The sequence below is a fragment of the Nocardioides ungokensis genome (assembly GCF_013466985.1).
GTDB lineage: Bacteria > Actinomycetota > Actinomycetes > Propionibacteriales > Nocardioidaceae > Nocardioides > Nocardioides ungokensis.
Genome location: NZ_CP059164.1, coordinates 385,979 through 411,995, shown reverse-complemented (window position 1 = coordinate 411,995; position 26,017 = coordinate 385,979). Strand labels below are relative to the sequence as shown.

22 protein-coding genes, 1 tRNA gene, 1 other RNA gene and 3 pseudogenes are annotated in these 26,017 nt (G+C 74.2%); 11 read left to right on the top strand and 16 right to left on the bottom strand.

Features of this window, described 5'->3' with window-relative positions; genetic code table 11:
- Positions 1-35: 35 nt before the first annotated feature.
- The 5 genes from H0S67_RS02060 to ffs form a co-directional block, all read right to left on the bottom strand.
- Positions 36-647 carry a DUF5063 domain-containing protein gene (locus H0S67_RS02060; protein ID WP_180935243.1) on the bottom strand — a complete coding sequence of 204 codons (612 nt, stop codon included), beginning with the start codon at positions 645-647 and terminating at the stop codon, positions 36-38.
- Positions 644-1,240 (bottom strand): recombination mediator RecR, encoded by a 597-nt coding sequence (recR, locus tag H0S67_RS02055; RefSeq protein ID WP_180935242.1) that lies wholly within the window; start codon positions 1,238-1,240, stop codon positions 644-646. Before recR ends, H0S67_RS02060 begins: the two co-directional genes overlap by 4 nt.
- Positions 1,241-1,251: 11 nt before the next feature.
- Complete coding sequence (locus H0S67_RS02050; RefSeq protein ID WP_180935241.1) at positions 1,252-1,626, bottom strand: YbaB/EbfC family nucleoid-associated protein; 375 nt, start codon at positions 1,624-1,626, stop codon at positions 1,252-1,254.
- A gap of 31 nt (positions 1,627-1,657) precedes the next feature.
- A complete protein-coding gene (locus tag H0S67_RS02045) occupies positions 1,658-3,853 on the bottom strand; it encodes a DNA polymerase III subunit gamma and tau (RefSeq protein WP_180935240.1) in 2,196 nt (731 codons plus the stop codon).
- A gap of 55 nt (positions 3,854-3,908) precedes the next feature.
- An RNA gene (ffs, locus tag H0S67_RS02040) (signal recognition particle sRNA small type) lies at positions 3,909-3,999 on the bottom strand.
- A 97-nt stretch (positions 4,000-4,096) separates the two neighbouring features.
- Here ffs and H0S67_RS02035 point away from each other — a divergent pair.
- Both H0S67_RS02035 and H0S67_RS02030 read left to right on the top strand, forming a co-directional pair.
- Positions 4,097-4,185 (top strand) — tRNA-Ser (locus H0S67_RS02035).
- 133 nt (positions 4,186-4,318) lie between these two features.
- Positions 4,319-5,308, top strand: a complete 990-nt coding sequence (locus H0S67_RS02030; RefSeq protein ID WP_180935239.1) for an asparaginase — start codon at positions 4,319-4,321, stop codon at positions 5,306-5,308.
- Positions 5,309-5,318: 10 nt separating this feature from the next.
- Here the strand turns inward: H0S67_RS02030 and H0S67_RS02025 are convergent, their stop codons facing one another.
- Genes H0S67_RS02025 through H0S67_RS02010 form a run of 4 tightly spaced genes read right to left on the bottom strand, consistent with a single transcriptional unit; the run spans position 5,319 to position 8,784 of the window.
- A complete protein-coding gene (locus tag H0S67_RS02025) occupies positions 5,319-6,758 on the bottom strand; it encodes a type VII secretion protein EccB (protein ID WP_180935238.1) in 1,440 nt (479 codons plus the stop codon).
- 3 nt (positions 6,759-6,761) lie between these two features.
- Positions 6,762-8,141 (bottom strand): EsaB/YukD family protein, encoded by a 1,380-nt coding sequence (locus H0S67_RS02020; RefSeq protein WP_180935237.1) that lies wholly within the window; start codon positions 8,139-8,141, stop codon positions 6,762-6,764.
- A complete protein-coding gene (locus tag H0S67_RS02015) occupies positions 8,138-8,434 on the bottom strand; it encodes a WXG100 family type VII secretion target (protein ID WP_180935236.1) in 297 nt (98 codons plus the stop codon). The genes H0S67_RS02020 and H0S67_RS02015 overlap by 4 nt, the downstream gene beginning before the upstream one ends.
- A 29-nt stretch (positions 8,435-8,463) precedes the next feature.
- Entirely contained in the window at positions 8,464-8,784 is a 321-nt protein-coding gene (locus H0S67_RS02010) for a WXG100 family type VII secretion target (protein ID WP_180935235.1), read from the bottom strand.
- A gap of 219 nt (positions 8,785-9,003) precedes the next feature.
- Between H0S67_RS02010 and eccCa the strand changes: the two genes are divergently transcribed.
- From eccCa to H0S67_RS01990, 5 genes are all read left to right on the top strand, one after another.
- Positions 9,004-12,258, top strand: coding sequence for a type VII secretion protein EccCa (gene eccCa / locus H0S67_RS02005; RefSeq protein WP_246355049.1), 3,255 nt, complete (start codon positions 9,004-9,006; stop codon positions 12,256-12,258).
- Positions 12,186-12,974 (top strand): FtsK/SpoIIIE domain-containing protein, encoded by a 789-nt coding sequence (locus tag H0S67_RS24215; RefSeq protein ID WP_246355048.1) that lies wholly within the window; start codon positions 12,186-12,188, stop codon positions 12,972-12,974. Before eccCa ends, H0S67_RS24215 begins: the two co-directional genes overlap by 73 nt.
- Before the next feature lie 150 nt (positions 12,975-13,124).
- On the top strand, positions 13,125-13,298 hold the full coding sequence (locus H0S67_RS02000) for a hypothetical protein (protein WP_180935234.1): 174 nt from the start codon (positions 13,125-13,127) through the stop codon (positions 13,296-13,298).
- A 109-nt stretch (positions 13,299-13,407) separates the two neighbouring features.
- The gene (locus H0S67_RS01995) at positions 13,408-13,704 is read left to right on the top strand and encodes a type II toxin-antitoxin system VapB family antitoxin (protein ID WP_180935233.1); all 297 of its coding nucleotides are present in this window, start codon (positions 13,408-13,410) and stop codon (positions 13,702-13,704) included.
- A gap of 1 nt (position 13,705) precedes the next feature.
- Entirely contained in the window at positions 13,706-14,212 is a 507-nt protein-coding gene (locus tag H0S67_RS01990; protein ID WP_180935232.1) for a LytR C-terminal domain-containing protein, read from the top strand.
- A 53-nt stretch (positions 14,213-14,265) separates the two neighbouring features.
- Here the strand turns inward: H0S67_RS01990 and H0S67_RS01985 are convergent, their stop codons facing one another.
- Positions 14,266-15,777, bottom strand: a complete 1,512-nt coding sequence (locus H0S67_RS01985; protein WP_180935231.1) for a potassium/proton antiporter — start codon at positions 15,775-15,777, stop codon at positions 14,266-14,268.
- 149 nt (positions 15,778-15,926) lie between these two features.
- Between H0S67_RS01985 and H0S67_RS01980 the strand changes: the two genes are divergently transcribed.
- The 3 genes from H0S67_RS01980 to H0S67_RS01970 are packed head-to-tail and all read left to right on the top strand — an operon-like array spanning position 15,927 to position 18,750.
- Complete coding sequence (locus H0S67_RS01980; RefSeq protein ID WP_180935230.1) at positions 15,927-16,373, top strand: WXG100 family type VII secretion target; 447 nt, start codon at positions 15,927-15,929, stop codon at positions 16,371-16,373.
- A complete protein-coding gene (locus H0S67_RS01975) occupies positions 16,373-17,257 on the top strand; it encodes a hypothetical protein (protein WP_180935229.1) in 885 nt (294 codons plus the stop codon). Before H0S67_RS01980 ends, H0S67_RS01975 begins: the two co-directional genes overlap by 1 nt.
- A complete protein-coding gene (locus H0S67_RS01970) occupies positions 17,254-18,750 on the top strand; it encodes a hypothetical protein (protein WP_180935228.1) in 1,497 nt (498 codons plus the stop codon). The genes H0S67_RS01975 and H0S67_RS01970 overlap by 4 nt, the downstream gene beginning before the upstream one ends.
- A 19-nt stretch (positions 18,751-18,769) precedes the next feature.
- Here the strand turns inward: H0S67_RS01970 and H0S67_RS01965 are convergent, their stop codons facing one another.
- From H0S67_RS01965 to H0S67_RS27760, 3 genes and pseudogenes are all read right to left on the bottom strand, one after another.
- Complete coding sequence (locus tag H0S67_RS01965; RefSeq protein WP_180935227.1) at positions 18,770-20,146, bottom strand: VWA domain-containing protein; 1,377 nt, start codon at positions 20,144-20,146, stop codon at positions 18,770-18,772.
- A gap of 14 nt (positions 20,147-20,160) precedes the next feature.
- A complete protein-coding gene (locus tag H0S67_RS27765; RefSeq protein WP_425489955.1) occupies positions 20,161-20,637 on the bottom strand; it encodes an AAA family ATPase in 477 nt (158 codons plus the stop codon).
- Positions 20,638-20,831: 194 nt separating this feature from the next.
- A pseudogene (locus H0S67_RS27760) lies at positions 20,832-21,134 on the bottom strand (AAA family ATPase); the annotation flags it as partial.
- On the opposite strand from H0S67_RS27760, the gene H0S67_RS01955 reads away from it, so the two are divergent.
- Complete coding sequence (locus H0S67_RS01955) at positions 21,133-21,603, top strand: RpiB/LacA/LacB family sugar-phosphate isomerase (RefSeq protein WP_180935226.1); 471 nt, start codon at positions 21,133-21,135, stop codon at positions 21,601-21,603. The pseudogene H0S67_RS27760 and the gene H0S67_RS01955 sit on opposite strands and share 2 nt — an antisense overlap.
- 23 nt (positions 21,604-21,626) lie before the next feature.
- On the opposite strand, the pseudogene H0S67_RS24210 reads toward H0S67_RS01955, so the two are convergent.
- From H0S67_RS24210 to H0S67_RS01940, 3 genes and pseudogenes are all read right to left on the bottom strand, one after another.
- A pseudogene (locus H0S67_RS24210) lies at positions 21,627-22,415 on the bottom strand (ROK family protein); the annotation flags it as partial.
- A gap of 205 nt (positions 22,416-22,620) precedes the next feature.
- Positions 22,621-22,767: pseudogene (locus H0S67_RS27755) on the bottom strand (MarR family transcriptional regulator); the annotation flags it as partial.
- 24 nt (positions 22,768-22,791) lie between these two features.
- On the bottom strand, positions 22,792-25,998 hold the full coding sequence (locus H0S67_RS01940; protein ID WP_180935223.1) for a glucan 1,4-alpha-glucosidase: 3,207 nt from the start codon (positions 25,996-25,998) through the stop codon (positions 22,792-22,794).
- Between the last annotated feature and the right edge of the window lie 19 nt (positions 25,999-26,017).

The following is a 26,017-nucleotide window of genomic DNA, read 5'->3' as shown; positions in this document are numbered from 1 at the left end:
AGCAACGCCGCGCTGCGCCGCGACCGGCCCCGAGTCTACCGGGGTGCGGCGTCCTGCGAGCCGAGCATCTCAGCGTCGAGCATCTCGTCGGCCGCGGCCACCCGCTCCTCCTCGCCGTCGATCTCGGCGTCGAGCCGGTCGTGCGCCACCACCGAGAGCAGGGCGTTGAGGGCGGCGCCGGCCAGGTTGCCCCACGAGGCGACGTAGGAGAACTGCCACCACCACAGGGCCTCCTCGACGTTGCCGTTGCGGTAGTGGCGCAGGCCGTTCTCGAGGTCGGTGGCGATGCTGGTCAGGTCGTCGGAGAGCTGGCTCTCGACCACCTCGGGGACGTAGGGGTCGAAGACGAAGCTGTAGGTGTCGACGCTGTCGAGGATCCCGGCCAGCCGCAGCCGCATCTGGTCGAGGTCGGGCTCCGGGCCCACGTCGGGCTGGTACTCCGCCCGGGGCGTGAAGTCCCGCTGGGCACCCAGCCGGGCGCCGGCGAGGAGCACCTGGCTGATCTCGAGCAGCAGCAGCGACACCGCGCGGCCGCCGTCGGCCTCCCGGGCAATCGCCTTGAGCGCCAGCAGGAAGCTCGACACGGAGTCGGCGATCTGCTGCGCGAAGTCCTCGGTCTCGGCGTCGAGACCCGCGATCTCGGTCATTCAGCGTTCCGCCTTCCTGCGAATGCGCGCCCGAGGGTGACCTCATCGGCATACTCCAGGTCACCACCTACGGGCAGTCCACTCGCCAAACGCGTGACGCGCAAGCCGAGAGGCTTCAGCATCCGCGTGAGGTACGTCGCGGTCGCCTCGCCCTCGAGGTTGGGATCGGTGGCCAGGATGGTCTCGGTGATGGTGCCGTCAGCGAGCCGCACCATCAGCTCGCGGATGCGCAGCTGGTCGGGCCCGATGCCGTCGATCGGGGAGATCGCGCCGCCGAGGACGTGGTAGCGGCCACGGAACTCACGGGTCCGCTCGATGGCCACGACGTCCTTGTACTCCTCCACGACGCAGAGCACCGACGGGTCGCGGCGCGGGTCGCGGCAGATGCGGCACTGCTCGTCCTCGGAGACGTTGAAGCAGATGCTGCAGAACTTCACCCGGGCCTTGACCTCGATGAGCACGTCGGCGAGACGGCGCACGTCGGCCGGCTCGGCCTGGAGCAGGTGGAACGCGATCCGCTGCGCGCTCTTGGGACCGACGCCCGGCAGCTTGCCGAGCTCGTCGATGAGGTCCTGGACGACGCCTTCGTACAACGCAGCCCTTCCTAGAAACCGAGCTGACCGGGCAGGCCGCCGCCGCCACCGCCGCCGGCCAGCGGACCCAGGGTCTCGCTGGCGAGGGCGTCGGCCTGGGCCTTGGCGTCGCGGTAGGCGGCCACGATCATGTCGCCGAGGTCGGAGAGGTCGTCCGGGTCGCTGCCGTCGAAGCCGCCCGCCTTGATCTCGACCCCGACCAGCTCGCCGACGCCGTTGACCTTGACCGTCACCGCACCACCGGCGACGGTGCCGTCGACGGTCGTCTCGCTGAGCCGGGCCTGGGCCTCCTGGAGCTGCTCCTGCATCTGCTGGGCCTGCTGGAGCAGCGCGTTCATGTCGAAGCCACCGGCTCCGCCGAGCGCGTCGAAGGGGTTCTGGGTCATGGTGCGGTCACCTCTCGGGTTGGTCGGATGCTCACTGGTTCCGGATCTCCTCGATCACCCGGGCGCCGAGCTCACGCTCGAGCAGCTCGGTCCCCGCGAGGCCCTGGTTGTCCGCGTCGATGTCGTCGGGGTGGGCGTCGGCATCCGCGGCCGCCAGGGAGTCGGAGCGGCTGGCCGGCTCGCCGCCACCGGTCTGGCGGGTCTGCTGGATCGCAGCCTTGGCGGCGGCGATCGCCTCGGGTCCGGCCTTCTCACGCGTCGGCGGTGCGACCTGCTCCGGCGCCGGCTCGGCGCCCCCGCTCCCACCGTCGTGGATCTCGTCACGCGGCGGCTCCGGCGCACCGTCGGGCTGCTCGGTTGCCCAGGCGGGCGGCGCCTCGGGCGCGGACACCTGAGGGCCCGCCGGCGGCGAGTCCGGCGCGGCGGGCGTGCTGGGGGTGATCACCCGCGGGGCGTGGGGGTCGGCCTTGGCTCCCGGGTCGACGATGGTCACGACGCGCCAGTCGGCGCCGACGACGTCGATCGCGGCCTGGCGCACGATCTCGGCGCTGCCTCCGTTGTCGAAGGACTCGCGCGCACCGGCGTTGGAGAAGCCGAGGGTCAGCACCTTGCCCTCCACCGAGATGACCTGGCAGTTCTGCGTGAGGTGCATCCAGGTGACGCGCCGGCGCAGCTTGGTGGCCTCGACGATGTCGGGCCACAGGCGGCGCACCTCGACCAGCGTCAGGGCGCCCGACTCCGGTGCGGCAGCCGCCGCGGCCGACTCGGGTGCGGGGGTCGACACGGGGGCCGACACCGGGGCCAACACGGTGGGCGGCGTCACGGGGGCCGTCTCGGCGCGCGCGGCCGGCTCCTGCGCCGGCGCCGCGACGCGCTCCGGGTCCGGCGGTGCGGCCGGCGGTGCAGCCGGCGTCGCCTCGGGCCGGACCACTGCGGGCCCGGACGCGGGCGCGCTGGTGGGCGCGACGAGGTCGCTCTTGACGGTCACCGAGGCCGGGCGGTCCTGCGCGGGCGGCAACGAGGGCGCCGGTGCCGCGGCCGCCGGAGAGGGGGTGCCGGTGATCGCGTTCCGCTTCTCGAGACGGTCGAGGCGGGCCAGCACGCCGTCGGTGGCGTGGTCGGCCCCGGGCAGGAGCACCCTCGCGCACACCAGCTCCAGCAGCAGCCGCGGCGCGGTCGCCCCCCGCATCTCGGTCAGGCCGGTGGCGACCAGGTCGGCGGCCCGGCTCAGCTCGGCACCCCCGAAGCGCGCGGCCTGCGCCACCAGGCGCTCCCCCTGGTCCTCGGAGACGTCGATCAGCCCGGTGGCCGGGGCGTCGGGGACGGCGGCCACGATCACCAGGTCACGCAGCCGCCGCAGCAGGTCCTCGGTGAAGCGACGAGGGTCCTGGCCGGTCTCGATCACCTTGTCGACGACACCGAAGACGGCCGCGCCGTCACCCGCCGCGAACGCGTCTACGACCTCGTCGAGCAGCGTGTCGGGGGTGTAGCCGAGCAGACCGGTGGCGAGGACGTGGGTGACGCCCTCGGGACCGGCCCCGCCGAGGAGCTGGTCGAGGACCGAGAGCGTGTCGCGGGCCGACCCGGCACCGGCGCGGACCACCAGCGGCAGGGCCGCCGGCTCGATCGAGACGCCCTCCTTGTCGCACAGCTCGGAGAGGTACGACGAGAGCAGCCGCGGCGGGATCAGCCGGAACGGGTAGTGGTGGGTGCGCGAGCGGATCGTCGGCAGCACCTTGTCCGGCTCGGTGGTGGCGAAGATGAACCGCAGGTGGGGCGGCGGCTCCTCGACGAGCTTGAGCAGGGCGTTGAAGCCCTGCGTGGTGACCATGTGGGCCTCGTCGATGATGTAGACCTTGTAGCGGCTGCGGACGGGCGCGAAGAAGGCCTTCTCCCGCAGGTCGCGCGCGTCGTCGACGCCGCCGTGCGAGGCGGCGTCGATCTCGATCACGTCGATGGAGCCCGGGCCGCCGCGCGCCAGGTCGCGACAGCTGTCGCACTCCCCGCAGGGGTCGGACACCGGCGCCTGCTCGCAGTTCAGCGCCCGGGCGAGGATCCGTGCCGAGGTGGTCTTGCCGCAGCCCCGGGGGCCCGAGAAGAGATAGGCGTGGTTGACCCGGTTGTTCGCCAGCGCGACCCGCAGCGGCTCGGTGACGTGGTCCTGGCCGATGACCTCCCGAAATGTCTCGGGCCGGTAGCGGCGGTACAACGCGAGGGGTGACTCCACGCAAGAACCCTAACCACCCCCACCGACACCCGGTAGCGCGCGGCCCCGGGAAAGCAAAGGCCCCCCGCGTACCCGACAGAGCTCGCTTACCCTTGCTGCCTTCCGGCCCTGGGGGAGTTGGGCAAGATGCCGCCACACGGGGGGTTGGCCCCGAGTGTAGGGGAGCCGCTCGGCGGTCACCAAGACGGCACCCGCACCCGGGGGATTTCACGGCTCGGCGAACCGACCGGTACTCTCCTCCGCGGAGGATTCGCCTAGTGGCCTATGGCGCTCGCTTGGAAAGCGGGTTGGGTTAATAGCCCTCAGGGGTTCGAATCCCCTATCCTCCGCCACTCCCGAACGGCGTCGCACCACGTGCGGCGCCGTTCGTGGTTCCGGGTGCGGGTTGGGTCAACAGCACTCCCTGTCTCCAGGGGTCGAATCCCCTGTCCTCCCGGCGGTCCTCGTGTGCAAGGGTCACGTTCCGTGACCGTTGCGCTCTTCACCCTCGGTGGCACGATCTCCATGGCCGGCGTCGCGCCCGACGGCGACGGCGTCGTCGCCCGGCTGACCGGACGAGACCTGACGGCCGCCGTGCCGGGTCTGGCCGACCTCGGCGAGGACCTCGAGATCCACGACGTCGAGGCCGTGCCCAGTGCGTCGCTGACCTTCGCGCAGGTGCTCGACGTGGCGGCGGCCGCGTCCCGGGCGATCGAGGCAGGCGCTCGCGGCGTCGTGCTCAGCCAGGGCACCGACACGCTCGAGGAGACGGCGTTCCTCGTCGACCTGGTGTGGGCGCACGCCGAGCCCTTCGTGGTGACGGGAGCGATGCGCAACCCCACGCTGGCCGGGCCCGACGGCCCCGCGAACCTCCTCGCCGCCGCCCGGGTCGCGGCCTCCCCCGACGCCCGCGACCTCGGAGCGCTCGTCGTGCTCAACGACGAGATCCACGCCGCGCGGTGGGTGGGCAAGCAGCACAGCACCAGTACGGCGACGTTCGGGTCTCCCGACGCGGGCCCTCTCGGGCACGTCATCGAGGGCCGGGTCCGGCTCCTGACGCGGCCGCTGAGGAAACAGCCCCTCTCCGCGCCCGACCACGACCGCCTCGCAGCCCGGCGCGTGGCGCTGCACGTGGTGTCCCTCGAGGACGACGGGGACCGGTTGGACGGGCTTGCGGACACCCACGACGGCCTGGTCGTCGCGGGGTTCGGCGTGGGGCACGTGCCGGCCGCGCTCGCGCCACGGCTCGGAGCGCTGGCGGAGCGGATTCCCGTCGTACTCACGTCGCGCACGGGCGGCGGGTCGGTGCTGACCCACACGTACGGAGCACCCGGGTCGGAGGTCGACCTGCTCCGACGAGGGCTGGTCAACGGCGGGCTGCTGGACCCCTACAAGGCCAGGATCCTGCTGCGCCTGCTGCTCGCCGCCGGGTCGGACGGCGCCGCAATCGCGAGGGAGTTCGCGGAGCGCGGCTGAGGGAGGCCAGTCAGCGCCCGGACCGCAGGGCGTCGTCGACCGAGAGGCGCACGCCCCTGTCGAACAGCTCCACCCAGGAGCCGGGGACGACGGCGACGGGGTAGTGGGCGTAGCCCAGCCGGTCCGCGGCGTCCGGCCCCACCAGCCGGTGGCTCCGGCCCTGCGCATCGACGACGAACGGTCGGCCCCGGTCGATGTGGGACCAGTCCCCGGTGAGGACGTAGGCGCCGCGGCCCGGCTGGACGGCGACCTCGCGGTCGCCCGCGCGCAGGGTGGTCGGCGACGCGTCACCGGTGGCGTCGGTGGCGATCCGGACCGTTGGGGCGGCGCCGCAGGTCGCGTCGAGCACGGCGCAGTGGTCGCCGCCGGGGTCGTGCAAGCGGCCGGCGGGCCAGCGCGCGGCGGCGTACGCCGGACCGGCGCGGCCGATGTGCGGCGGCCCGTCGACGCGGAACTCGACCGGCTCGCCACCTCGGCGCGGCGCCTCCCCGAGCCTCCCCATGGGGGTCGGCCCGTTGCGGTAGACCGCCAGCGCGAAGTCGTTCAGCTCGACGACGGCCCTCCCGGTCAGCAGCAGGGACTCGGAGCCGGTGGTCAGCACGTCGCCCACGCGGGCGTCCGCCGGCAGGCCCAGCGTGCCCGCCCGCGGCACCCGGTCGCCGAACCCGCGGACCCGGAACGACGCCCAGTCCAGGTCGCCACCGTCGGGGAAGAGCCGCAGCCACTCCCCCGGCACCCGGGCGGCGCTGGAGCGGGACGGCAGCCCGAGCGCGTCGAGCAGGTTGTCCTGGTCGTCCCCGCCGCGTCCGGTGCTCGGCGGCAGCGCGTAGCGATGGGCACCCAGTGAGGTGCCGGCCCCGTCCACCGCCTCCGCGACCAGGTAGTAGGCGCCCTCGCTCTCGACCACGAAGCCGCCCTGGGGCACGTCCCGCACGGCGGCCTCCCCGGGGACCGCGACTCGCAGGCCTTCCCGATCGGCAGTGCACGCCGTCCAGCCGTCCCGGACCAGCCGCGAGGGGGCGGGCAGGCTCGCCGGCGCGCCGGGGATCCCGAGGTCGGCGCCGACCGTCTGGGCGTCGATGCTCCGCTGGGAGACGATGCGCGGCGAGGACCCGACCCCGGTGTCGAGGGCCAGGCGTGCGGAGGTGATGTTGTCGACCGGTCGCAGCACCGGGTGGTCACTCCGCTCGAGGATCACGTAGGCCGCTCCGGTCTCCCGCGAGACGACGAGGCCCGGCTCGGTCCACCCGGCCGGGTCTCTCGGCGACAGCATGCCTGCGATGGCAGCTCCCGCGACGAGCAGCACCGCCAGGGCCGCGCCTCCGGCCAGGGTGCGACCGGCGCGGAGAGGCTCGACCCCGCTGCCGGCGGGCGACCCCGAGACAAATGCGGTCACCAGGCGCCGGCGGCCGAAGGAGTGGGCCTCGGCGAGGTCGCGCCCGGTGGCCACGACTCAGCCCCGGATCGCCGTGAGGAGACCGCCGGCCACCACGAGGAGCGGCAGCAGCGAGACCAGGGCCACCGTCTCCGCGAGGTCGCCGGCGCGGCCGCGACGATCCGACCGGCGAGGCGGGTCGGCCCGCTCGGTCGGGGCCGACCGCATCAGCGTGACGAGCAGCAGCACGCCGCCGAGGGTGACGAGCGCGACGGCCGTGGCCGGTCGCCAGCCGACGTGCCCCATCAGCAGCGAGGTCACCACCGAGACCAGGCCGAGGACCCCGGACGACAGGCCGACGAGAACGGCCGCGTGGGCGTGGTACTGCCGGGTGCGCAGCATCGTGACCAGGGCCACCAGCACCGCGAGCGCGCTGCCGGCGAGCCCCAGCGAGACGGCGGCCGGCGCCAGCAGGACCAGCAGCAGGCCCACCGTCGCCGACAGGGACACGAGGACCTGGTGGGCCAGGCGGGCGTCTGCGCGCACCCGGGCCGGGTCGATCTCCGCGGCCGCGGTCGTGACCGGTGCGACCGCGCTGTGCCGGCCGGCGGTGGCCCCCGTGGCGCCCAGGGCCAGCCACGGGAACACGCTGCCCGCCATGGCCACCAGGACCAGGGCGGTGACCAGCACGACCGCGGGGTCGAACGCGGTCGCCCGCATCACGAGCCCGGCGGCCAGGAGGACGGCTCCCACCCCCGCGGGTGGGATCGCGAGGACCCGCCCCGCACCCAGTCCGAGCAGCGCGACCAGTCCCGCCACGAGCGCCCCGGCGCCGGCGCCGGCGATCGCGAGGCCGGGGAAGCGGTCGTGGGTCGTCGGCACCAGGCCGGCGACTCCGGCGTAGCCCGACGCCAGCCAGCTCATCCCGACGGGGACCGCGGTCTCGTCCCCGAGGCGGGAGAGCACGACCGCGCCGACCAGCAGCGAGATCGCCGCCACCGCCGCGGCCGCCGCGGCGAGCGGCGACCCCCGCTGGACCACCAGGGCGACGGCGCCGCCGAGGAGGAGCAGGCCCGCGGCCGTCAGGGCGGTACGCCGCCCCGCGGCTGCATCCCAGCCCCTGAGGTCGTGCAGCACGACGTCGGACATCGCCTCGACCACGTCGTCGTAAACCCGCGGCGCGGGGTCGTCGACGCCGGCGGCGAGGGTGAGCAGGCCGCCGTCCTCGATGCCCTGGACGACCAGTCCCGAGTCGCCCGACAGCTCGCGACCACCGGGCGTGACCACGCGGTAGCCGCCGGCCACCGTGGCGGCGTCGAGCAGTCCGACGCTGCGGGCCAGGTCGGGCACCAGCTCGGCCAGCGGGACGACGCCCGGGAGCGCGAGGTCGACCCGGCGGGTGCCGGACGCGACGGTGACGCGCAGCAGGGTCGAGGCGCCGCCGGGCGGCTGGCTCACCCGCCGAAGGACGCCGCGCCGCGCAGGTCCGCGGCGCGGTAGTCGGCGTTGGACTGCTGGACGGTCCTGCTCGTCTCGTCGAGGAGATCACGCATCTCCTCGATCGCCCTGTCCCACCTGGACTTGGCGACGCCGTAGGCCTGCTGGGCGCTCCCGGTCCAGTCGCTGCGCAGGGGCGCCACCTCCTGCTCGAGCCGGCCCATCCGTTCGTCGATCTCCCGGACCGTGCGGCACATGTCCTGCGCCGCGGTGTCGAGCCCGGCATGGTTGACGCGAAGTGCGTCGAGCGTCATGGCTGTGTCTCCTCGGTCCTCGTCGGTGGTCAGCCGAGGCGGCCGGCGGTGCGCTGGTAGCCGGCGGCCTGGGTCTGGTCGGTGTGGGTGTTGTCCCGCTCGGTGGACCGCAGGGACGCCTCGAACTCGTCGAGGGCGCCGGTGATCACGCGCTGCCTCTCGGTCCAGGCCTGGTGCAGCGCGAAGAACGCCGTGCCCCCGGCGCCGCACCACGCGCCCCGCAGCCCGGCGATCTGGCCGTCGAGCCTGCGGCTGAACCCGTCGAAGTCCTGCTTGGCCTCCGCCACCATCCCCGCAGCCCGGGACAGCGTCCGCTCGCCCTGTCCCATCTCGGGAGCGCTGTTCGACATGTGCCTTCCTCTCCTCACCGTGGCGGGCCACCGCCCCGGGATCCCCGTGGCGCCGCCCCTGCGACGCCCTGTCACTGAAGCACTTCCGGCGCGTCGGGGTTGATCGGTTTCCACAGGGGCGAAAGGAGGGCCGGGTTCTCCACAGGCGCCGCGGTCGACGGCCTCCGGGAGCCGGCCAGCGTGCCTAACATCGGGCCACGAACGGACGAGAGGGGCGTCGTGGGCACGAGGTTGCGCGGGACGCGGCCGGACGCGCCCGAGGTGCCGGCCGGCCGGGTCGACCTCCAGGCACCGCCGCGGCTCGAGGCCGGCGAGGGGGCCGGCGGCGTGCTGCTGAACGCGATCCCCATGCTCGGCAGCCTCGGGTCGATCGTCGTGATGGCGACGGCGAGCGGAGGCGCCGACGGCCGCAGCTACGTCACCGCCGGTGGCTTCCTGCTCGCCACGGTCAGCTTCGTCCTCGTGCAGCTGGACCGGCAGCGCCGGCAGCGCGCCCGGCAGGTCGCCGGGCCTCGCACCGAGTACCTCGGCTACCTGGCGGGAGTCCGCGACCTCGCGCGCCGGGCGGCCGACCAGCAGCGTCGGGCGCTGACCTGGCACCACCCGGACCCCGACGCCCTGCCGGCGCTGGCCGAGGAGCGCTCCCGGGTGTGGGAGCGTGACAGCTCCGACGACCACTTCCTGCACGTTCGCTTCGGCCTGTGCACGCAGCCGCTCGCCCTCGAGCTGGTCGCGCCGGAGGACGCGTCGCCCGACCGGGCCGACCCGGCCTGCGCCACCGCACTCCACCGCCTGCTCGCCGTGCACCGGGTGCAGCCCGACCTCCCGACCACCCTCGACCTGCGCGCCTTCATGCGAGTCGAGGTCTGCGGACCCGAGGAACCGGCACGGTCCCTGGCCCGCGCCCTGCTCTGCTCGGCCACCGGGTCCCACTCGCCCGAGCACCTCGTGGTCGCCGTGCTCTGCCCGGAGCAGGACCTGGTCCGCTGGGACTGGGTCAAGTGGTTGCCGCACGCCCTGAGCCGCCGCCGCTCCGACGCGGTAGGGCCGAGACGGATGGTGTCCAGCTCGCTCACCGACCTGGCCGCGCTGCTCCCGCCCGGTCTCGACGACGGCCCCCGCACGGGCGCTGACGAGCGACCCGGGCCACCGCACGTGCTGCTGGTCACCGACGGGATGCCGCTCCCGCCCGGGAACCCCGTCGTACCACCCGAGGGCCGGGACGGCGTCACCGTCCTCGACCTGCCGGTCAGCTGGAACGAGCTCGACGACGGGAGCCGGCTGCGCCTCCTGCTCGACGACGAGGCCGCGGCGGACGGTCGCCACCCGATGCAGGCGCTGCGGCTGCGCGAGGAGACCGTGCGCGGGCGGGCCGACCGGTGCGACCTTGCCACGGCCGAGGCCTTGGCACGCCGGCTGACCCCGCTCCACACGACCGGCCTCGGCCGGGTCGAAGGCAGTGCGAGCACCGGCCCCTCGGACGCGATGGAGCTGCTCGGTCTCGGCGACGTCGGCTCCCTCGACCCGGCCACCGCTTGGCGGCCGCGGCCGGCTCGCGACCGGCTGCGGGTGCCGATCGGCCTCGGCGAGGGTGGCTCGGTGGTCCACCTCGACCTCAAGGAGTCCGCCCAGCAGGGCATGGGCCCGCACGGCCTGGTCGTCGGCGCGACGGGCTCCGGCAAGTCGGAGCTCCTGCGCACCCTGGTCCTCGGGCTGGCGCTGACCCACTCGCCCGAGCAGCTGAACATGGTGCTGGTCGACTTCAAGGGTGGCGCCACCTTCGCCGGGATGGCGCAGGTGCCGCACGTCTCGGCGGTCATCACCAACCTGGCCCAGGACCTCACGCTCGTCGACCGCATGCAGGACGCACTGTCGGGCGAGATGGTGCGCCGCCAGGAGCTGCTCCGCGACGCCGGGAACCTCGCGTCGGTCCGCGACTACGAGAGGGCCCGGGCGGCGGGCGAGGACCTGGCCCCCCTCCCTGCGCTGTTCATCGTGGTCGACGAGTTCTCCGAGATGCTGTCGGCCAAGCCTGAGTTCATCGACCTCTTCGTCGCGATCGGGCGCCTCGGCAGGTCCCTCGGGCTCCACCTCCTGCTCGCGTCGCAGCGGCTCGAGGAGGGCCGTCTCCGCGGCCTCGAGTCGCACCTGTCCTACCGGATCGGCCTGCGCACCTTCAGCGCCGCCGAGTCACGCTCGGTGCTGGGCGTCCCCGACGCCTACGAGCTGCCAGCGGTACCCGGACTGGGCTACCTCAGGCCCGACCCCGCCACGATGCTTCGCTTCGAGGCCGCCTACGTGTCCGGTCCCGCGGCGGACCGGGTGCGGGCGCGTCGCGACGAGCGCGGCGACCCGCCGGGCATCCTGCCGTTCACGGTCGCCGAGGTGCACGGGCCGGGTCCCGCCGAGCCGGAGTCCCGGCCCGTGCCCGTCCCGGCCGCCGGCCCGGGCGACCAGCGGTCGCTGCTCGAGGTCGCCGTGAGCCGCCTGGCGGGGCACGGCCCCGCCGCCCACCGGGTGTGGCTGCCCCCGCTAGAGGCGCCCGACACGCTCGACGGGCTCATGGCCGGCCTGGACGAGGACCCACGCCTGGGCCTGGTCTCGCCGCGCTGGCTCGAGCGCGGTGGCCTGGTGGTCCCGGTCGGCACCGTCGACCTGCCGCGCGAGCAGCGGCGCGACACGCTGACGGTCGACCTCGACGGCCACGTCGCCGTCGTCGGCGGCCCGCGCTGCGGCAAGAGCACGATGCTGCGCACGATCGTGACCAGCACGTCGCTCACCACCACGCCGCTGGAGGCACAGTTCTTCGTCCTCGACTTCGGGGGCGGCACCTTCGCGCCGCTGGCGCGGCTGCCCCACGTCGCGGGGGTCGGCGCCAGGTCCGAGCCCGACGTCGTACGCCGCATCGTCGCCGAGGTCCGCGGTGTCGTCGACCGCCGCGAGGCCTGCTTCCGCGCCCACGGGATCGACTCCATCGAGACCTACCGGTCGCGTCGGGCGGCCGGCCGCGTGGACGACGGGTACGGCGACGTGTTCCTCGTCGTGGACGGGTGGAGCACCCTGCGCGCGGAGTTCGACGACCTCGAGACCGAGCTGCAGCAGCTCGCCACGCGAGGCCTCACCTTCGGCCTCCACGTCGTCGCCGGCGCGACCCGGTGGTCGGACTTCCGGGCCGCGACCCGGGACCTCTTCGGGACGCGCCTCGAGCTGCGGCTCGGCGACCCGATGGACTCCGAGATCGACCGTCGGGTCGCGGCGCAAGTGCCGCGTGGACGCCCCGGCCGCGGCCTGGTGCCGGGGGGCCGGCACTTCCTCGCGGCCCTGCCCCGCATCGACGGGGCGGCGGACGCGTCGACGCTCGGGGACGGCGTCGACGACCTGGTCGAGCGCGTCGCCGCGGCGTGGCGCGGCCCCGACGGACCCAAGCTCCGGCTGCTGCCGCGCGCATCGACCTCGACGACGTTCGCCGGCTGACCGCACCCCGGGAGGGCGACCGGCGGCTCCTGCTCGGGGTCGACGAGCGGGAGCTGGCCCCGGTCGCGCTGGACGCCGACGCCGAGCCGCACCTGCTGGTCCTCGGCGACGGACAGGCCGGCAAGAGCGCTGTGCTGCGGGCCCTCCTGCGGGAGGTCATGCGCACGCGGACCCCGCAGGAGGCCCAGATCGTCGTGGTCGACTACCGGCGCTCGCTGCTCGGCGAGGTGCCGGACGACTACCTGCTCCACTACCTGACCTCGGCGTCCCAGGCCCGACCGGCGGTCCGCGACCTCGCGACCTACCTGGAGGGCCGGCTCCCCGGGCCCGACGTGACGCCCGGCCAGCTGCGCAACCGCGCGTGGTGGCAGGGGGCCGAGGTGTTCGTGGTGGTGGACGACTACGACCTGGTGGCGACCCAGCAGGGCTCGCCGGTGCAGACCCTGCAGCCGCTGATGGCACAGGCCCGCGACGTCGGCCTGCACCTCGCGGTGGCGCGACGCTCCGGGGGCGCCTCGCGGGCGATCTACGAGCCGGTGCTCCAGTCGATGCGCGACCTGGCGGCGCCGGGCCTCCTGCTCTCCGGCAGCCCCGACGAGGGCCCGCTGGTCGGGAACCAGAAGCCGCAGCCGGCCCCGCCCGGCCGTGGCCGGCTGGTCACGCGCAACCGCGGCACCGAGGTCGTGCAGATGGCCTGGACCGACCCTGCGCCGTGACCCACGCAGAGCGGGCGGCCGTCGCCGACATGCCGCACCTCACACCTCGAGCCGGTCTCTTGACGTGGCTGTAACGCGTGGTCAACCTCCCGGCGATCTGGACCCCGCAGGCTGGTGCCTCCAAGGGGATCACCAGGTCAGGAGGACGAGATGGAGAGCACTACCTCGATGGAGCAGGACGTCGACCGCACGCGGGAGGTGCGCACCCAGCTGCGCAACCGCCACTCCCACGCCCTCACCTCGTTGATGGAGGCGCGCACGGACCTGCGGGGGGTCCACGCCCTGGCGGACTTCGTGGACGACTCGGTGCGCTGGTCCGCCTGACACAGGCCGGCCCCGGGGACCGGCCGTTGCCCAGCGGCGGCCGGTCGCCGGCGTACGGCGGGGCTCTGACCGCTCCGCCGGAGACCGCCCGGTGGCTATAGTCACGGGCGTGATCTTCAAGCGCGTCGGCGAGGGGCGCCCCTACCCGGACCACGGGATGTCCTCGCGCGCGTGGGCCGCGGTCCCGCCGCGCCAGGTCCGCCTCGACGAGCTCGTGACGACCAAGGACACCCTCCAGCTCGCGGCGCTGCTCGACGAGGACTCGACCTTCTACGGCGACCTCTTCGCCCATGTCGTGGAGTGGCGCGGCGAGTACTACCTCGAGGACGGCCTGCACCGGGCGCTCCGCGCGGCCCTGCAGCAGCGCAACGTCCTGCACGCCCGCGTCCACACCGTGGAGGACTGACGTGCGGGCGGGGGTCAGGTCGGCAGCGACGATCGGCGTCCTCTGCTTCATCCTCGTGCTCGGCGCTGTGTGGGGCTGGAAGGCCGTCACCGCCCCCTTCCCGAAGAAGGTGGCCGCGCCCCTCTGCGAGGACCAGAAGATCAGCAAGGGCGACAAGGTCTACCCCAGCGAGATCATCGTCAGCGTCTACAACGCCGGCACCCGCAACGGCCTGGCCGGCACCACGATGCAGTTCTTCACCGACCAGGGGTTCCAGGAGGGTGACGTCGGCGACGCCCCCGGCAAGAGCAAGGTCCCGTTCGTCCAGATCTGGACGACCGACCCGCACAACCCGGCCGTGAGGCTGGTCGAGAGCCGCTTCGGACCGGCGCACAAGGTCGTGAAGAAGAAGGGCCCCGGCAGCGGCATCAACGTGGTGGTGGGTGACGGCTTCACCAAGCTCCGCAAGGGACCGCACTTCGTGGTCGCCCGCGCCGACGCCGTGATCTGCAGCCCTCCCCTGGGTTGACGGGCTGGGCCGACGGGCTGGGCCGACGGGCTGGGCTGACAGGCCGGCTTCCATCAGGCCGGCCGGTGCGGAGGCCGTCCCAGCCACTGGGCCAGCCGCCCGCCCTCGCTGACCTGGCGCAGCCGCTGCTCGGTCTGGTCGCGGAGCCGGCGCGGGGTCACGACCAGCAGGTCGTCGCCGTGCCGCAGCACCGTGCGACGCTCCGGGACCAGCGTCTCCCCGTCCCGGATCACCATGCTCACCGAGACCCCCTTGGGCAGCCGCAGCTCGCCCACCTCCACCCCGTGCATCCGTGAGACGGGGCTGATCGTGACCTGCAGCAGGTCGGCCGCGATCCGCTCCAGCGGCGCGGCCTCCATCTCCAGCCCGCGGGGCTCCGAGCGCCGCGCGACCTTCAGCAGTCGCGCCACCATCGGCAGGGTCGGACCGGTCAGCATCGTGTAGATCACGACCATGACGAAGACCAGGTCGAAGAGCCGGGTGGCGCCCTCGACCCCCTCGGCCAGCGGGATGGTCGTGAGGACGATGGGCACCGCGCCGCGCAGCCCCGCCCACGACAGGAAGGACAGCTCGCGCCAGGACATCCGCTGCACGACCGAGCTGACCACCACCGACACCGGACGTGCCACGAAGGTCAGCACCAGCCCGGCCACGATGGCGAGCCCGACCGTCGACAGGCTGATCCGCGCCGGGGACAGCAGCAGGCCCAGCATCACGAAGAGGCCGATCTGGGCGAGCCAGGCCACGCCCTCCGCGAAGGAGCGGGTGGCCGCACGGTGGGGCAGCTCCATGTTGCCCAGCACCAGCGCGGCGACGTACACCGCGGCGAAGCCGGAGCCGTGCGCGGTGGCGGCGGCGCCGTACGCCAGGAAGGTCAGCGTGAGCACGGCGAGCGGGTAGAGGCCCGAGGACGGCAGCGCGGCCCGGCGCATCACCCACGCACCGCCGAACCCGCAGAGCAGGCCGAAGCCGGTGCCGGCCAGCAGCTCGTAGGCCACGATGCCGCCCGTGCCCAGCAGCCCGTGGTCGGACACCGCGCCGGTGGAGATCAGCGTCACCAGGACGACGGTGGGGGCGTCGTTCAGGCCGGACTCGGCCTCCAGCGCCCCGACCAGCCTCCGCGGCAGCGGGACCACGCGGAGCACCGAGAAGACCGCGGCCGCGTCCGTCGGGGAGGTGACCGCGCCGAGGAGCACGGCGAGCTCCCAGGACAGGCCGAGCAAGTAGTGCCCGGCCAGCGCCACCACCGCGACCGAGACGCAGACGCCGATCGTCGCGAGCGAGAGGCCGAGCCGCATGGAGGGACGGGCCTCGCTCCAGCGGGTGGTCAGGCCGCCCTCGGCCAGGATGACCGCGAGCGCGGCGAAGCCCAGGGAGTGGGCGAGCTCGGCGTTCTCGAAGTGGATGCCGAGTCCCGACTCGCCCAGCGCCACGCCCATCAGCAGGTAGACCAGCAGGCTGGGCAGCCCGGCGCTCGAGGAGAACCGGACGGCGAGGATCGCGAGCAGGGTGACCGCGGAACCCACCAGCAGGAATGTGTCGAGCTGGTGGACGTCGAACGACAAGAGGTCACCTCGTGCAATTGCAGGGGCGGCGAGCACGCAGTCTATCGGCCCCCGCTTCCCGGAACGGCCGTCCACAGCGCTGCCGCACCGGCGTTGCGCCGCCTCCGGGCCGGGAGCAGCATGCCGTCACCCGACCCGAGGAGCACGAGATGTACGGCGACACCCGCGTCCTCCGCGGCCTCGCCCGGGCGATGCGGGACCAGGCGGCCGACATCCGTCAGGAGGCCGACCGTCTCGCCGCCCGGGCAGAGCGCGTGCACTGGAGCGGCCTGGCGGCCGACGCGATGCGGCGCCGGTCGCACGACCGGGCGGCAGCCCTGAGGCGGACCGCGTCGCTCCACGAGGACGCGGCGGAGGCGCTCGATCGCCACGCGGCCGAGGTCGACCGCCTCGAGGAGCTGATCGCCGCCGTCGAGCGCCGGGTGCGCGCCCTCGTGGCGGGCGCCCGCGACCGGCTGGCCGCCCTCCGCCACGACCTGCTCGACGGGGTCCGGCACGTCCTGCCCGACCCCGTCGACGAGATGCTGGACCGCTTCGTCCCACCACCGCGGGGCAGCAAGGAGTGGCTCGAGGTCGACCTGCCGGGGCTGCCCTGATGGTCGCCGTGACCCTCGCCGCGGACGGCCGCACCGTCGCTCCTCCGGCGGAGCCGGCCCTCCGGCTGCCGCGCAGGCTCCGGCTCTCGCGGGCCGCCGTCGAGCACCTCGCGGACCGCACCGGCACCCCGCTGCCCTGGGAGCGCGGGCGCCGTCCCTCGGCCGACGCGCAGGATCCCGTCGCAGAGCTGCGTCGCCACCACCTGGTGACGCCGGACGGCCGGATCGACCCCGAGGTCGTCGGCGCGTGGGCGGTCCTCGGCTACCCCGAGGTCCTGGTCGACGTGGACGTGTCCGTCCGCCGCTCGGACGCCCCCGCCGGGTTCGTCCACCTGCACTCCTGGCAGCGGCGTCGTTGTGGTCGGGTGGCGAGCCTGTCCACCGCCGGGGGCCGGCTGCTCGAGCTCGGGTGGCACGACGACGACCTGTGGCAGGTCGAGCTCGCCCGTGCCGTGACCGTGCGGACCCCGTCGGCGCCCGGGCCCCCACCCGCCGCGGTGGTCGACCTCCCCCACGAGCTGCTGCTCGGCAGCGGGGCGGCGTTGCGGCTGCACCGCGAGGACGTGCTGGCCGACCTGGAGCGACGCCACGCCGGCGGGGTCCACGTCGACGACGACCCGGTCCCTCTCGGGCCGGCGACGACCGATGCGCAGGTGCGCCGGCTGCACGCCGCGGCGGTGGGCAGGATGCGCACGGTCGTGGCCGGGGTCGGCACCCGCGGTGCCCGGCGGATCGGCTGGGTCTCCTGGCTGCTCTTCCCCGACGGCTGGCGCGCGCTGGTGCCGCAGTTCCGCGACGGGCAACCCCGCGTCCGTCTCCAGCCCGTCGCGCCGTTGCGGCTGGGCGCCGAGGTGGCGCGGCTCGTCGTGGAGGTCCGGTCGTGACGGCCGAGAGCCGCGACGGCGGCCCCGTCGCGATCACCGGGGTCACCGGCGGATCGGCGGGCCTGGCCGCGACGTACGCCGCGGTGCTCGAGCTCGCCACGACGTACGACACCGCCGGCGACCGGATGCGCGGCTGGGCCGGGCTGGGCGCACGCATCCTGGCCGACGGCGACCTGGTGGCGTCCGCGGTGCTCTCACCGGTGACGTTCGCCGCGGTGGAGGGAGCGGTCCTCGACGCCACGACCGGTCCCGACGGACTGCTCGCCGAGTCACTGGGCTGGGAGACCGACGCGATCCTGGTCCGGGTTACCGTGCGGGTGCTCCAGGACGCCGACGAGATCGTGCACGCGACGTTCGAGGCCGTCGACTACCTCGTGGGCCGCGCCTCCGGGTCCGCCCTGATCCCGACAGTACCGGCCCTGCTCACGGTCGCTGTCACCGCCGGGCCGCTGGCGCTGCTGACCTGGCAGCACCTGCCGCCCGGGCTGCAGCAACAGCTGCGCCGGGGCGGCGCCGGCGCGGGCGCCGCCACCCAGTCCTGGCTGATGGACCACCCAGCCCTGGTCCAGCACCTGGTCAACGGGGGCGGCGGGCTGCTCGACGGGCTGTGGGACGGGACGACCCCCGGCCTGCCGGGCGGGCCGTTCGGGATCCCGGCGTTCACCCCCGACACCGAGTCGGCGGCCGGCACCCTGGCCGCGCTGTACGGCGACGACGGCGGCTTCGTGGTGCACGGCACCGACCTGACCACGACCGGCGGGCACACCCGGCCGGGCAGCCTCTCCGACGTCCTGGCGCACCTCGACGAGGTCAACGAGCTGTCCGACGTGCAGCACCCGGGCGCCAACGGCACCGTCGAGATCCAGACGATCCACCTCGGCGACGGGCAGGTCCGCCACATCGTGTACCTGCCGGGCACCGACGACATGACCACGCTGCCGTGGACCCAGGACGGCGACGTGCGCGACATGGGCACCAACCTCCAGCTGGTCGGCCGCCACGACAACGCCTACCTCGGCGGCATCCTGCAGGCGATGCACGACGCCGGCATCGGGCCGCACGACCCGGTGCTCCTGGCGGGTCACTCCCAGGGAGGCATGGAGGCGGCGGCGATCCTCGGCAACGGCAGCGACTTCGACGTGACGAACGTCGTCACCGCGGGGTCGCCGACGGCGCAGGTGGACGGCTTCCCACCCGGGACGCACGTGCTCTCGCTGGAGAACCACGGTGACGTCGTGCCGCTGCTCGACGGCGAGGAGAACCCCGACTCGCCCCAGCAGGTCACCTGTCACTTCGACGATCCCGGCACCGGGATCGGCGACAGCCACAGCCTGACGCACTACACCCACGGCGCGGCCGCGGTGGACGCCTCCGACGACCCGTCCCTGGTCGAGCAGCTGCACAGCCTGCGCCACCACGGCTTCCTCGCCGGGCCGGGCGCGGCCGACGTGACGGTGACCAGCCAGGTCTTCCAGATCACCCGGGCGCCGTAGGGTTCCCGCCCGGTGCGGGTCAGAGGATGTCGTGGACGAACTCGCCGAGCTGCGTGAGGTTGCGGCACTCCACCATCGGCACCACCTCGGCGTACCTCCCCGCCGCGGAGTCGCCGGTGTTCCAGTGCCGACGGTGCTCGGGGTTGAGCCACCAGGCGTGCCGCGCCGAGCCGGCCAGGTCCTTCAGCACCGGCAGGGAGAGGTCGCTGTAGTTGGAGCGCGCGTCGCCGAGGACGAGCAGCGAGGACTTCGGCCCGAGGGCGTCGGGGAACCGCTCGGCGAACGTCGAGAAGGCGCGCCCGTAGTTGGTGCGCCCCCACAGCGCGGCATGGGCGGTGCTGGCCGCGAGGTCGGCCATCACGTCCGCGACGTCCGCGCCCGGCCGGAAGTGGCCGGTCACCTCGTGGACGTCGTCGACGAACGTGAAGGCCCGCAGGTTCTGGAACTGGTCGCGCAGCGCGAAGACGAGCAGCAGCGTGAACTGGGCGAAGTTGGCGACCGAGCCGCTCACGTCGCAGAGCACGACGAGCTCGGTGCGGTGCGGGCGCTTCGGCTTGTGGTGGGTGACCAGGGGGACGCCGCCGGTGGAGATCGACGCCCGGACGGTACGCCGGAAGTCCAGCGGCCCGCGCCGCCGGGCGTGGTGCTCCTGGGTCAGCCGGGTGGCGAGCCGCCGGGCCAGCGGGTAGATCTCGCGCCGCATCTCCTCGAGGTCCGCCTTGCGCGCCGAGGTGAAGTCGATCCGGTCGATGGTCGGACGCAGCGCCACGTCGGCGACGTGGTCGGCGCCCTTCTCCTCGGCGATCCGCCGGCGGGCGTCGTCCTCCACCAGCCGGGTGAAGCCGCCGATCCGGCGGCCGGCGACGCGGGTCGCCTCCTCCTCGACGCGCCCCTCGCTCAACAACGACTGGACGATCCGGTCGGTGAGCTCGGCGGGAGACACCCGCTGGAGGGCGGTGTAGGCCGACCACGACGACAACCCCGGGCCGCGGCCTGGCATCGCCCCGAACCGGCCGACCATCTCGACCGCGAGGCGCTGGAGGGCCTGCCGATCGTCGGCCTCGAGCGCCGCGGCGAGCTCGGTGCGGAACGCCGAGAGGGCCGCGGCGTTGTCACGGACCGTGCCACCGTCGTCGCCGGCCTCAGCAGTCGCGGCCGCGGCCGCCCCCTCCCCGACCAGGCGCGGGAAGTAGAGGTCGAAGAGGCTGTCGAAGGTGGGCCGCTGCGAGTGCTTCTTGACCAGCGTGGCGGCGTACGCGTCCCTGACCGTCTCGCGGTGGTCCCACGGCAGGGCGCTCAGCGCGGCGATCGCGTCGAGGTCCTCGGCCAGGGACACCGGCAGCCCCGCGCCGCGCAGCGCCTCGAGGAACGCGATGTGGGAACCGACCAGCGACACGACGACCTCCCGGCTCAGGCCCGCCGGGCGAGCTTGAGCTCCCTGACCGCGCGGTCCTGGTCGGAGGCGTGCTTCAGGACGACGCCGAGGGTGTCGGCCACCGCCTGTTCGTCCAGGTCGCCGATCTCGAGCGCGATCAGGGTCCGCGCCCAGTCGACGGACTCCGCGATCGACGGCGCCTTCTTCAGGTCCAGCTCGCGGAGCCGCGCCACGGTCGCGACCAGCTGCCCGGCGATGCGGTCGTCCAGGCCCGGGACCTGGGAGCTCACGATCTCCCGCTCCCGCTCGGCGTCGGGATAGTCCAGGTGCAGGTAGAGGCAGCGGCGCTTGACCGCCTCGGACAGCTCGCGGGTCGCGTTGGAGGTCAGCACCACGAAGGGGCGGCGTACGGCGGCCACGGTGCCGAGCTCGGGGATCGTGACCTGAAAGTCCGAGAGCACCTCGAGCAGCAGACCCTCGACCTCGACGTCGGTCTTGTCGACCTCGTCGATGAGCAGGACCGTGGGCTCCGCGCGCCGGATCGCGTGAGCAGCGGCCGGGTCAGCAGGAACTCGTCGGTGAAGATGTCGTCGTGCGTCTCCGACCAGGACCGGTCGTCACCCTGCGACGCTTGGATGCGCAGCAGCTGCTTCTTGTAGTTCCACTCGTACAACGCCCGCGCCTCGTCCAGGCCCTCGTAGCACTGCAGCCGGACCAGGTCGGCGCCCGTCGCCCGCGCGACCGCCTTGGCCAGCTCGGTCTTGCCGACGCCCGCGGGACCCTCGACGAGGAGCGGCTTCTCCAGCGCGCCCGCGAGGTACGCCGTCGTCGCGGTCGCCGCGTCGGCGAGGTAGCCGGACCTCGCAAGGCGGTCGGCGGTGTCGGAGGGAGAGGAGAACCAGGCGGAGGTCACGCGACGAGCGTAGGCGCCACGCGCTGTGACCACCCGCCGGGCTCGGCACGCCTGGTGTCTGGCGGTCCTCTCCCCCGGGTGCGAGTCTCGGGGCATGAGGATTGCGCTGGCGAGCGACCATGCCGGGTTCGCACTGAAGGAAGAGATCAAGGCGTGGCTCACCGGGGAGGGCCACGAGACCGTCGACTTCGGGGCGCCCGACGAGACCGCCTGCGACCTGCCGGACCACGTCTACCCCGCCGCGCTGGCCGTGGGCAGGGGCGAGGCGGAGCGGGGCGTGTTCGTCGACGGGGTCGGCTACGGCAGCGCGATGATCGCGAACCGGGTCGCGGGCGTCGACGCCGCCGTCTGCCAGGACCCGTTCTGCGCGGGACTGGCGCGGTCCCACTCCGACACCAATGTGCTCTGCATCGGGGGGAAGATCATCGGCTCCGCCCTCGCGATGGAGGTCGTGAGGACGTGGATGGCCACCGAGTTCCTCGGTGGCGAGGAGAAGTACGCCCGACGGGTGGCCAAGGGACGCGCGATCGCCGAGCGCCACCTGCGCCCGCTCGCGGACCTGTAGCCGGCCGGGATCGGGCGGGCCGGTCAGGGCAGGACCGGCCGCGCGAGCCGCAGCGCCAGTGCCACCGCGCCCATCACCTCGGCCCGCTCGCCCAGCTCCCCGGCCACCACGTCGAGGCCGGCGGCCGCGGACCCGAGCACCGAGCCCGCCAGGGCGGCTCGGAGCGGTCCGAGCAGCAGCTCGCCGGTGGCGGCGACCTCGCCCCCGATGACCAGCCGCTGCGGGTTCAGCAGGTTGGCGAGCCCACCGAGGGCCACCCCCAGCCAGCTGCCGGTCCGGCCGATCGCGGCGGCAGAGGCCTCGTCACCCGCGAGGGCGGCGTGCACGACCTCGCGCACGGAGGCACGCCCGGAGCGGGCCAGCAGCGCCTGCCCGCCGGCGAGCACCTCCAGGCACCCCCGGCTGCCGCAGCGGCACCGCCGGCCGCCGGGGTCCAGGGACACGTGCCCGATCTCGCCGGCCGTCCCGGCGTACCCCCCGAACGGCTCGCCACGCAGCACCAGCCCGGCGCCGATCCCGGTGGCGACCTTGACGTAGGCCAGCTCCGAGCAGCCGCGGCCGGCGCCCCAGGTCGACTCGCTCAGGGCGCCGAGGTTGGCGTCGTTGCCGACCGCGGCGGCCGTGCCGAAGACCGCCTCCAGCCGCTCGACCGGGCGCACGTCGCGCCAGCCCGGCAGGATCGTCGGGTCCACGCCCCCGCCCCCAGTGGCCCGCACCGGGCCCGGGAAGCCGCACCCCACACCCACGACGTCCGCCCCCGGGGCACCCTCGGCGAGCAGGTCGGTCGGCGAGGCCGCGGGCCAGCTCGAGGTGGTGGTCCGCGGGGGCGTCCGCCTCGAGCGGGACGCTCCGCTCGCCGATGACCCGGTGCGCCAGGTCGGCCAGCGCGACCCGCACGTGGGCCTTCCCGAGGTCGATGCCCAGCACTACGCCGGCGGACCGGTGCAGGGTGAGCAGGGTGGCCGGGCGGCCGCCCCGCGCACCGGGCGCGGAGCGGTCCGCCAGCTCGACCAGGACGCCGGCGTCGGCCAGGTCGGCGACCAGGCCGGAGACGGTGGACGGCGCGAGCGCAGCCCGCCGCGCGAGCTCGGCCTGCGAGAGCGGGCCCCAGCGGCTCAGCGTGCCGAGCACGCGGGCCCGCCCGTCGCGGCGTGCCGTGCTCATGCGGGTGGTCTCATCCCGGTGCCGTCACCTCTCGATCGGGACCATCGGCAGCCGGACCGTCCCGTCCTGCCACTGCATCACGGTGTGCTGGTCCTGGCCCTGCCCCACCACGATGTCGAGGGCGTTGGGGTCGCGGGTGTCCGTGTCGTGGTCGGCACTGTCCTCCCACTGGCCGGCACCGCCGCCGAAGCGGTACTCCTTGATCCACCACGGGTCGCCGGCGTCCCAGTAGGCCTTGTCGTAGACCGGGCGGATGTAGCCGATGCCCTCGCCGGTCTCGGCGTTGCCGAACATCGCCACGCCGTACGACGCGGTGGCGGGGTCGAGGCCGCCCAGCGCCGACTTCGGGACGATCGCCGCGATCTGCCGGGTCTCCGGCACCGCCACCAGCCGGACGTCGCCGACCTTGCTTCCGTCGGGCGCGAAGACGCCCTTGCTGTCGTAGCGCCCGTCAGCCACCACGACGCGTTGCCAGCCCGACGCCGTGTCGAGGTTGGTCCCGGGCAGCGCCGCCGCCGGGTCGCCCGAGCCGTCGCCGAGGTAGACGTTGATGCGCTGGTGGCTGATCTGGTCGCCGCCCCACGGGTTGGTGATCTCGCCGCGGATCCCGGACACGAAGACCACGTTGTCGCCGTCCTGGTAGACGTCCTCGCCGGTGAGGTCGAAGATCCCGGGCAGGTAGACGGGGTTGGTCGGGTAGACGTAGGTCCCCGGCCCGTCGTCGTCGCCGGTCGGGTCCGTGAGCCCGCCGATGCGGGTCCCGTAGGAGACCACCGTCGCCGACCTCACGTTGGTGCCGCCCCGGCGGTCCACCGCGGCGACGGTGACCGGGTTGCGCACCTCGGCCAGCGGCACGGTCAGGTCGAAGGAGCCGTCCGGGTCCAGGTGCACCCGGCGGCGCTCGCCGGCCACGTCGACGTACACCCGGGTGCCCGAGGTCCGGCCGGTGACGCGCACCCGGTCGCCGTCGGCGACCGTGACGCGGTCCGGCGAGGTGAGCCGGAGCATCGGACGGCTCGGCGTCCCGTGCGTGTAGCGGTCGGCGACCACCGACGGGGTCTCGACGGGGTGGCCGGCGGCGATCGCCCGCGCCAGACGGACGTACTGCGCCATCGCCCAGGCCAGCGGTCCGGCCGATCCGGTGCCGTCGCCGAAGACGTGCCCGTACGACGTGGGCTCGGGCTGGTCCCACACCTGCTCGGGGATCATGAAGCCCTCGTTGGCCGAGCGGGCCATCGTCTCGAGGTAGCCCAGCCCCGCGTGGCCCCGGGCCACCTCGTACTCGCCCCGCTCGCCACCGAGCAGCGGCCACAGCCGGCCGATCCCGGTGCCGTCCCACGGCGAGCCGTCGGCCTTCTCGCCGTACCCGTCGTAGGTGTAGCGGTGCCACATCCGTCCGTTGGGCGTCATCTGGGAGATCGACGAGTCGGTGTCGGCGAGCGAGCCGGCGACGTACTTGTCACCCGGCGACTTCACGCCGAGGCGGACCAGCTCGAGGAAGCCCTGGTCGAGGACGCTGCGCTCGTCGTGCACCCCTGCCCCGTTGCCGTAGTCGCGGGTGTCGTCGTCGTTGGGGTCGGTGTCGCCGTCGATGCGCATGTAGTAGTGGTGGTCGCCGACCGGGCCGGTGGTGGTGTACAGCCAGCTCTCGATGCGGCGCTGCCAGTCGTCGGCCGTCGCCTGGTAGACGGCGGCGGACGCGTCGTCGTCGTTGCGGCGGGCAATGTCGGCGGCGGCGGTCAGGCCCGCGATCTGGCTGGCCAGGGTCGAGGGCGAGTAGCCGCCCGTCTCCTCCCAACGCTCCTGCGGGGTCTTCGGCCCCGCGGCCACCAGGTAGTCGGCGGCCGGCTTGACCTGCCGGCGGTAGAAGTCGTCTCCGAAGCGGTGGACCTGCCAGGCGAGCACGATCGGGAACGCCGTCTCGTCGAGCTGGACGGCCTGCTGGTCGGGGGTGCCGTCGACGTGCGAGGTCTGCGGGAAGTGCCCGTCGTCGCGCTGCTGCTTGCGGAAGAGCCAGGTCACCGCCCGTTCGGCGGCGCCGCGGTCGCCGGCGGCGAGCAGGCTGCTGACCTGCTGGTAGAGGTCGCGGGCCCACACGAAGTGGTAGCCCCCGCCGCCCTGGTCGGCGTTCACGCGCTGGCCCCACGGCAGTGTCAGGCTGGCGATGAAGGCACCGGGGTGGGCCTTGTCCTCGTGCGACCGCACCGTCATCAGTGCCACGTTGTACTGCGTACGCAGGTCACCGGTCAGCGCGGCCGGAGCGGGCTTGAGCCCGGCCAGGTAGTCGTGCCAGCCCGACTGGTAGTCGGTGCGGACGGCGGCGAAGGGTCGGGCCAGCGAGTCCCGGGCCGTGGTGAGCGCCTCCTGCTCGTCGGCGCCGAAGGCGAGCGCCAGGTCGACGTGCGCGCTGCCGGCGTCGGAGGTGGGGATCCGGCCGGTCTGCACGATGTTGCCCGGGCCTGCCGAGTCGTACGTCGTCAGCGCGTGGTCGCGACCGAGCTGGGCCCACCCGTCGCTGCCGCTGTCGGCGTCGCCGAGGTAGCCGGTGGACACCTGGCTGAAGCCCGAGGAGGCCACCAGCGCGCTGCTGACCGGCTTGCCGTCCACGTGCGTGTCGGAGGAGACCAGCGCGGGCCTGCCGTCCACCTCGGCGGTGTGACCGGAGTCGTCGGAGGCGTTGTTGGCCAGGGACATGTCGTCGACGACGTAGAGGCTGAGCGGGTCGCCGGTGAGCGTCTGGAAGTCGACGTCGACGAGCACGGTCGAGCGCGCCGGGTCGGTCACGTAGGTCTTGGTGAGCTGCCAGCGGCCGTCGTCGTCCCGGGTGACCTGGCGGTAGGTCAGCGACCTGGTGTCGGTCAGCTCGACGGTCCGGGTGGTGTGGTCGGTCTCGCGCTGGGTGAACGTCGACCCGTCGGTGACGACGAACGACAGGTCGCGGATGTTCGCGGTGTCGGCGGCCGGGTAGTAGACCTCGCTGAGGGTGCCCTCGGTGAGGGTGTACCAGACCTTGGAGGCACGGCTCAGGGCCGTGCCGACGCCGTCCTTGTCGCCGGTGCGCCAGGTGGTCGATGCCCCCGGGGCGCCGGGTGCTTCCCCCGCGGCGGAGCCTGCGGTCGAGCCCGCGGCGGCGGCCGGTGGGGCCCCGGCGAGCGTGGGGGTGAGGGTGGACAGGGCCACGGCCAGGCCGGCGGCGACCGCCAGGGACCGGGAGACAGCGAATCCGAGCATTCGGGCCTCGAGGGGTGTG

Coding starts and splice junctions, on each gene's coding strand:
- H0S67_RS01980 (WP_180935230.1), top strand. CDS start 15,927: ATGTACGGCGACACCCGCGTCCTCCGCGGCCTCGCCCGGGCGATGCGG.
- H0S67_RS02000 (WP_180935234.1), top strand. CDS start 13,125: ATGGAGAGCACTACCTCGATGGAGCAGGACGTCGACCGCACGCGGGAG.
- H0S67_RS01975 (WP_180935229.1), top strand. CDS start 16,373: ATGGTCGCCGTGACCCTCGCCGCGGACGGCCGCACCGTCGCTCCTCCG.
- H0S67_RS02060 (WP_180935243.1), bottom strand. CDS start 647: ATGACCGAGATCGCGGGTCTCGACGCCGAGACCGAGGACTTCGCGCAG.
- H0S67_RS02015 (WP_180935236.1), bottom strand. CDS start 8,434: ATGACGCTCGACGCACTTCGCGTCAACCATGCCGGGCTCGACACCGCG.
- H0S67_RS02050 (WP_180935241.1), bottom strand. CDS start 1,626: ATGACCCAGAACCCCTTCGACGCGCTCGGCGGAGCCGGTGGCTTCGAC.
- H0S67_RS02010 (WP_180935235.1), bottom strand. CDS start 8,784: ATGTCGAACAGCGCTCCCGAGATGGGACAGGGCGAGCGGACGCTGTCC.
- H0S67_RS01955 (WP_180935226.1), top strand. CDS start 21,133: ATGAGGATTGCGCTGGCGAGCGACCATGCCGGGTTCGCACTGAAGGAA.
- H0S67_RS01940 (WP_180935223.1), bottom strand. CDS start 25,998: ATGCTCGGATTCGCTGTCTCCCGGTCCCTGGCGGTCGCCGCCGGCCTG.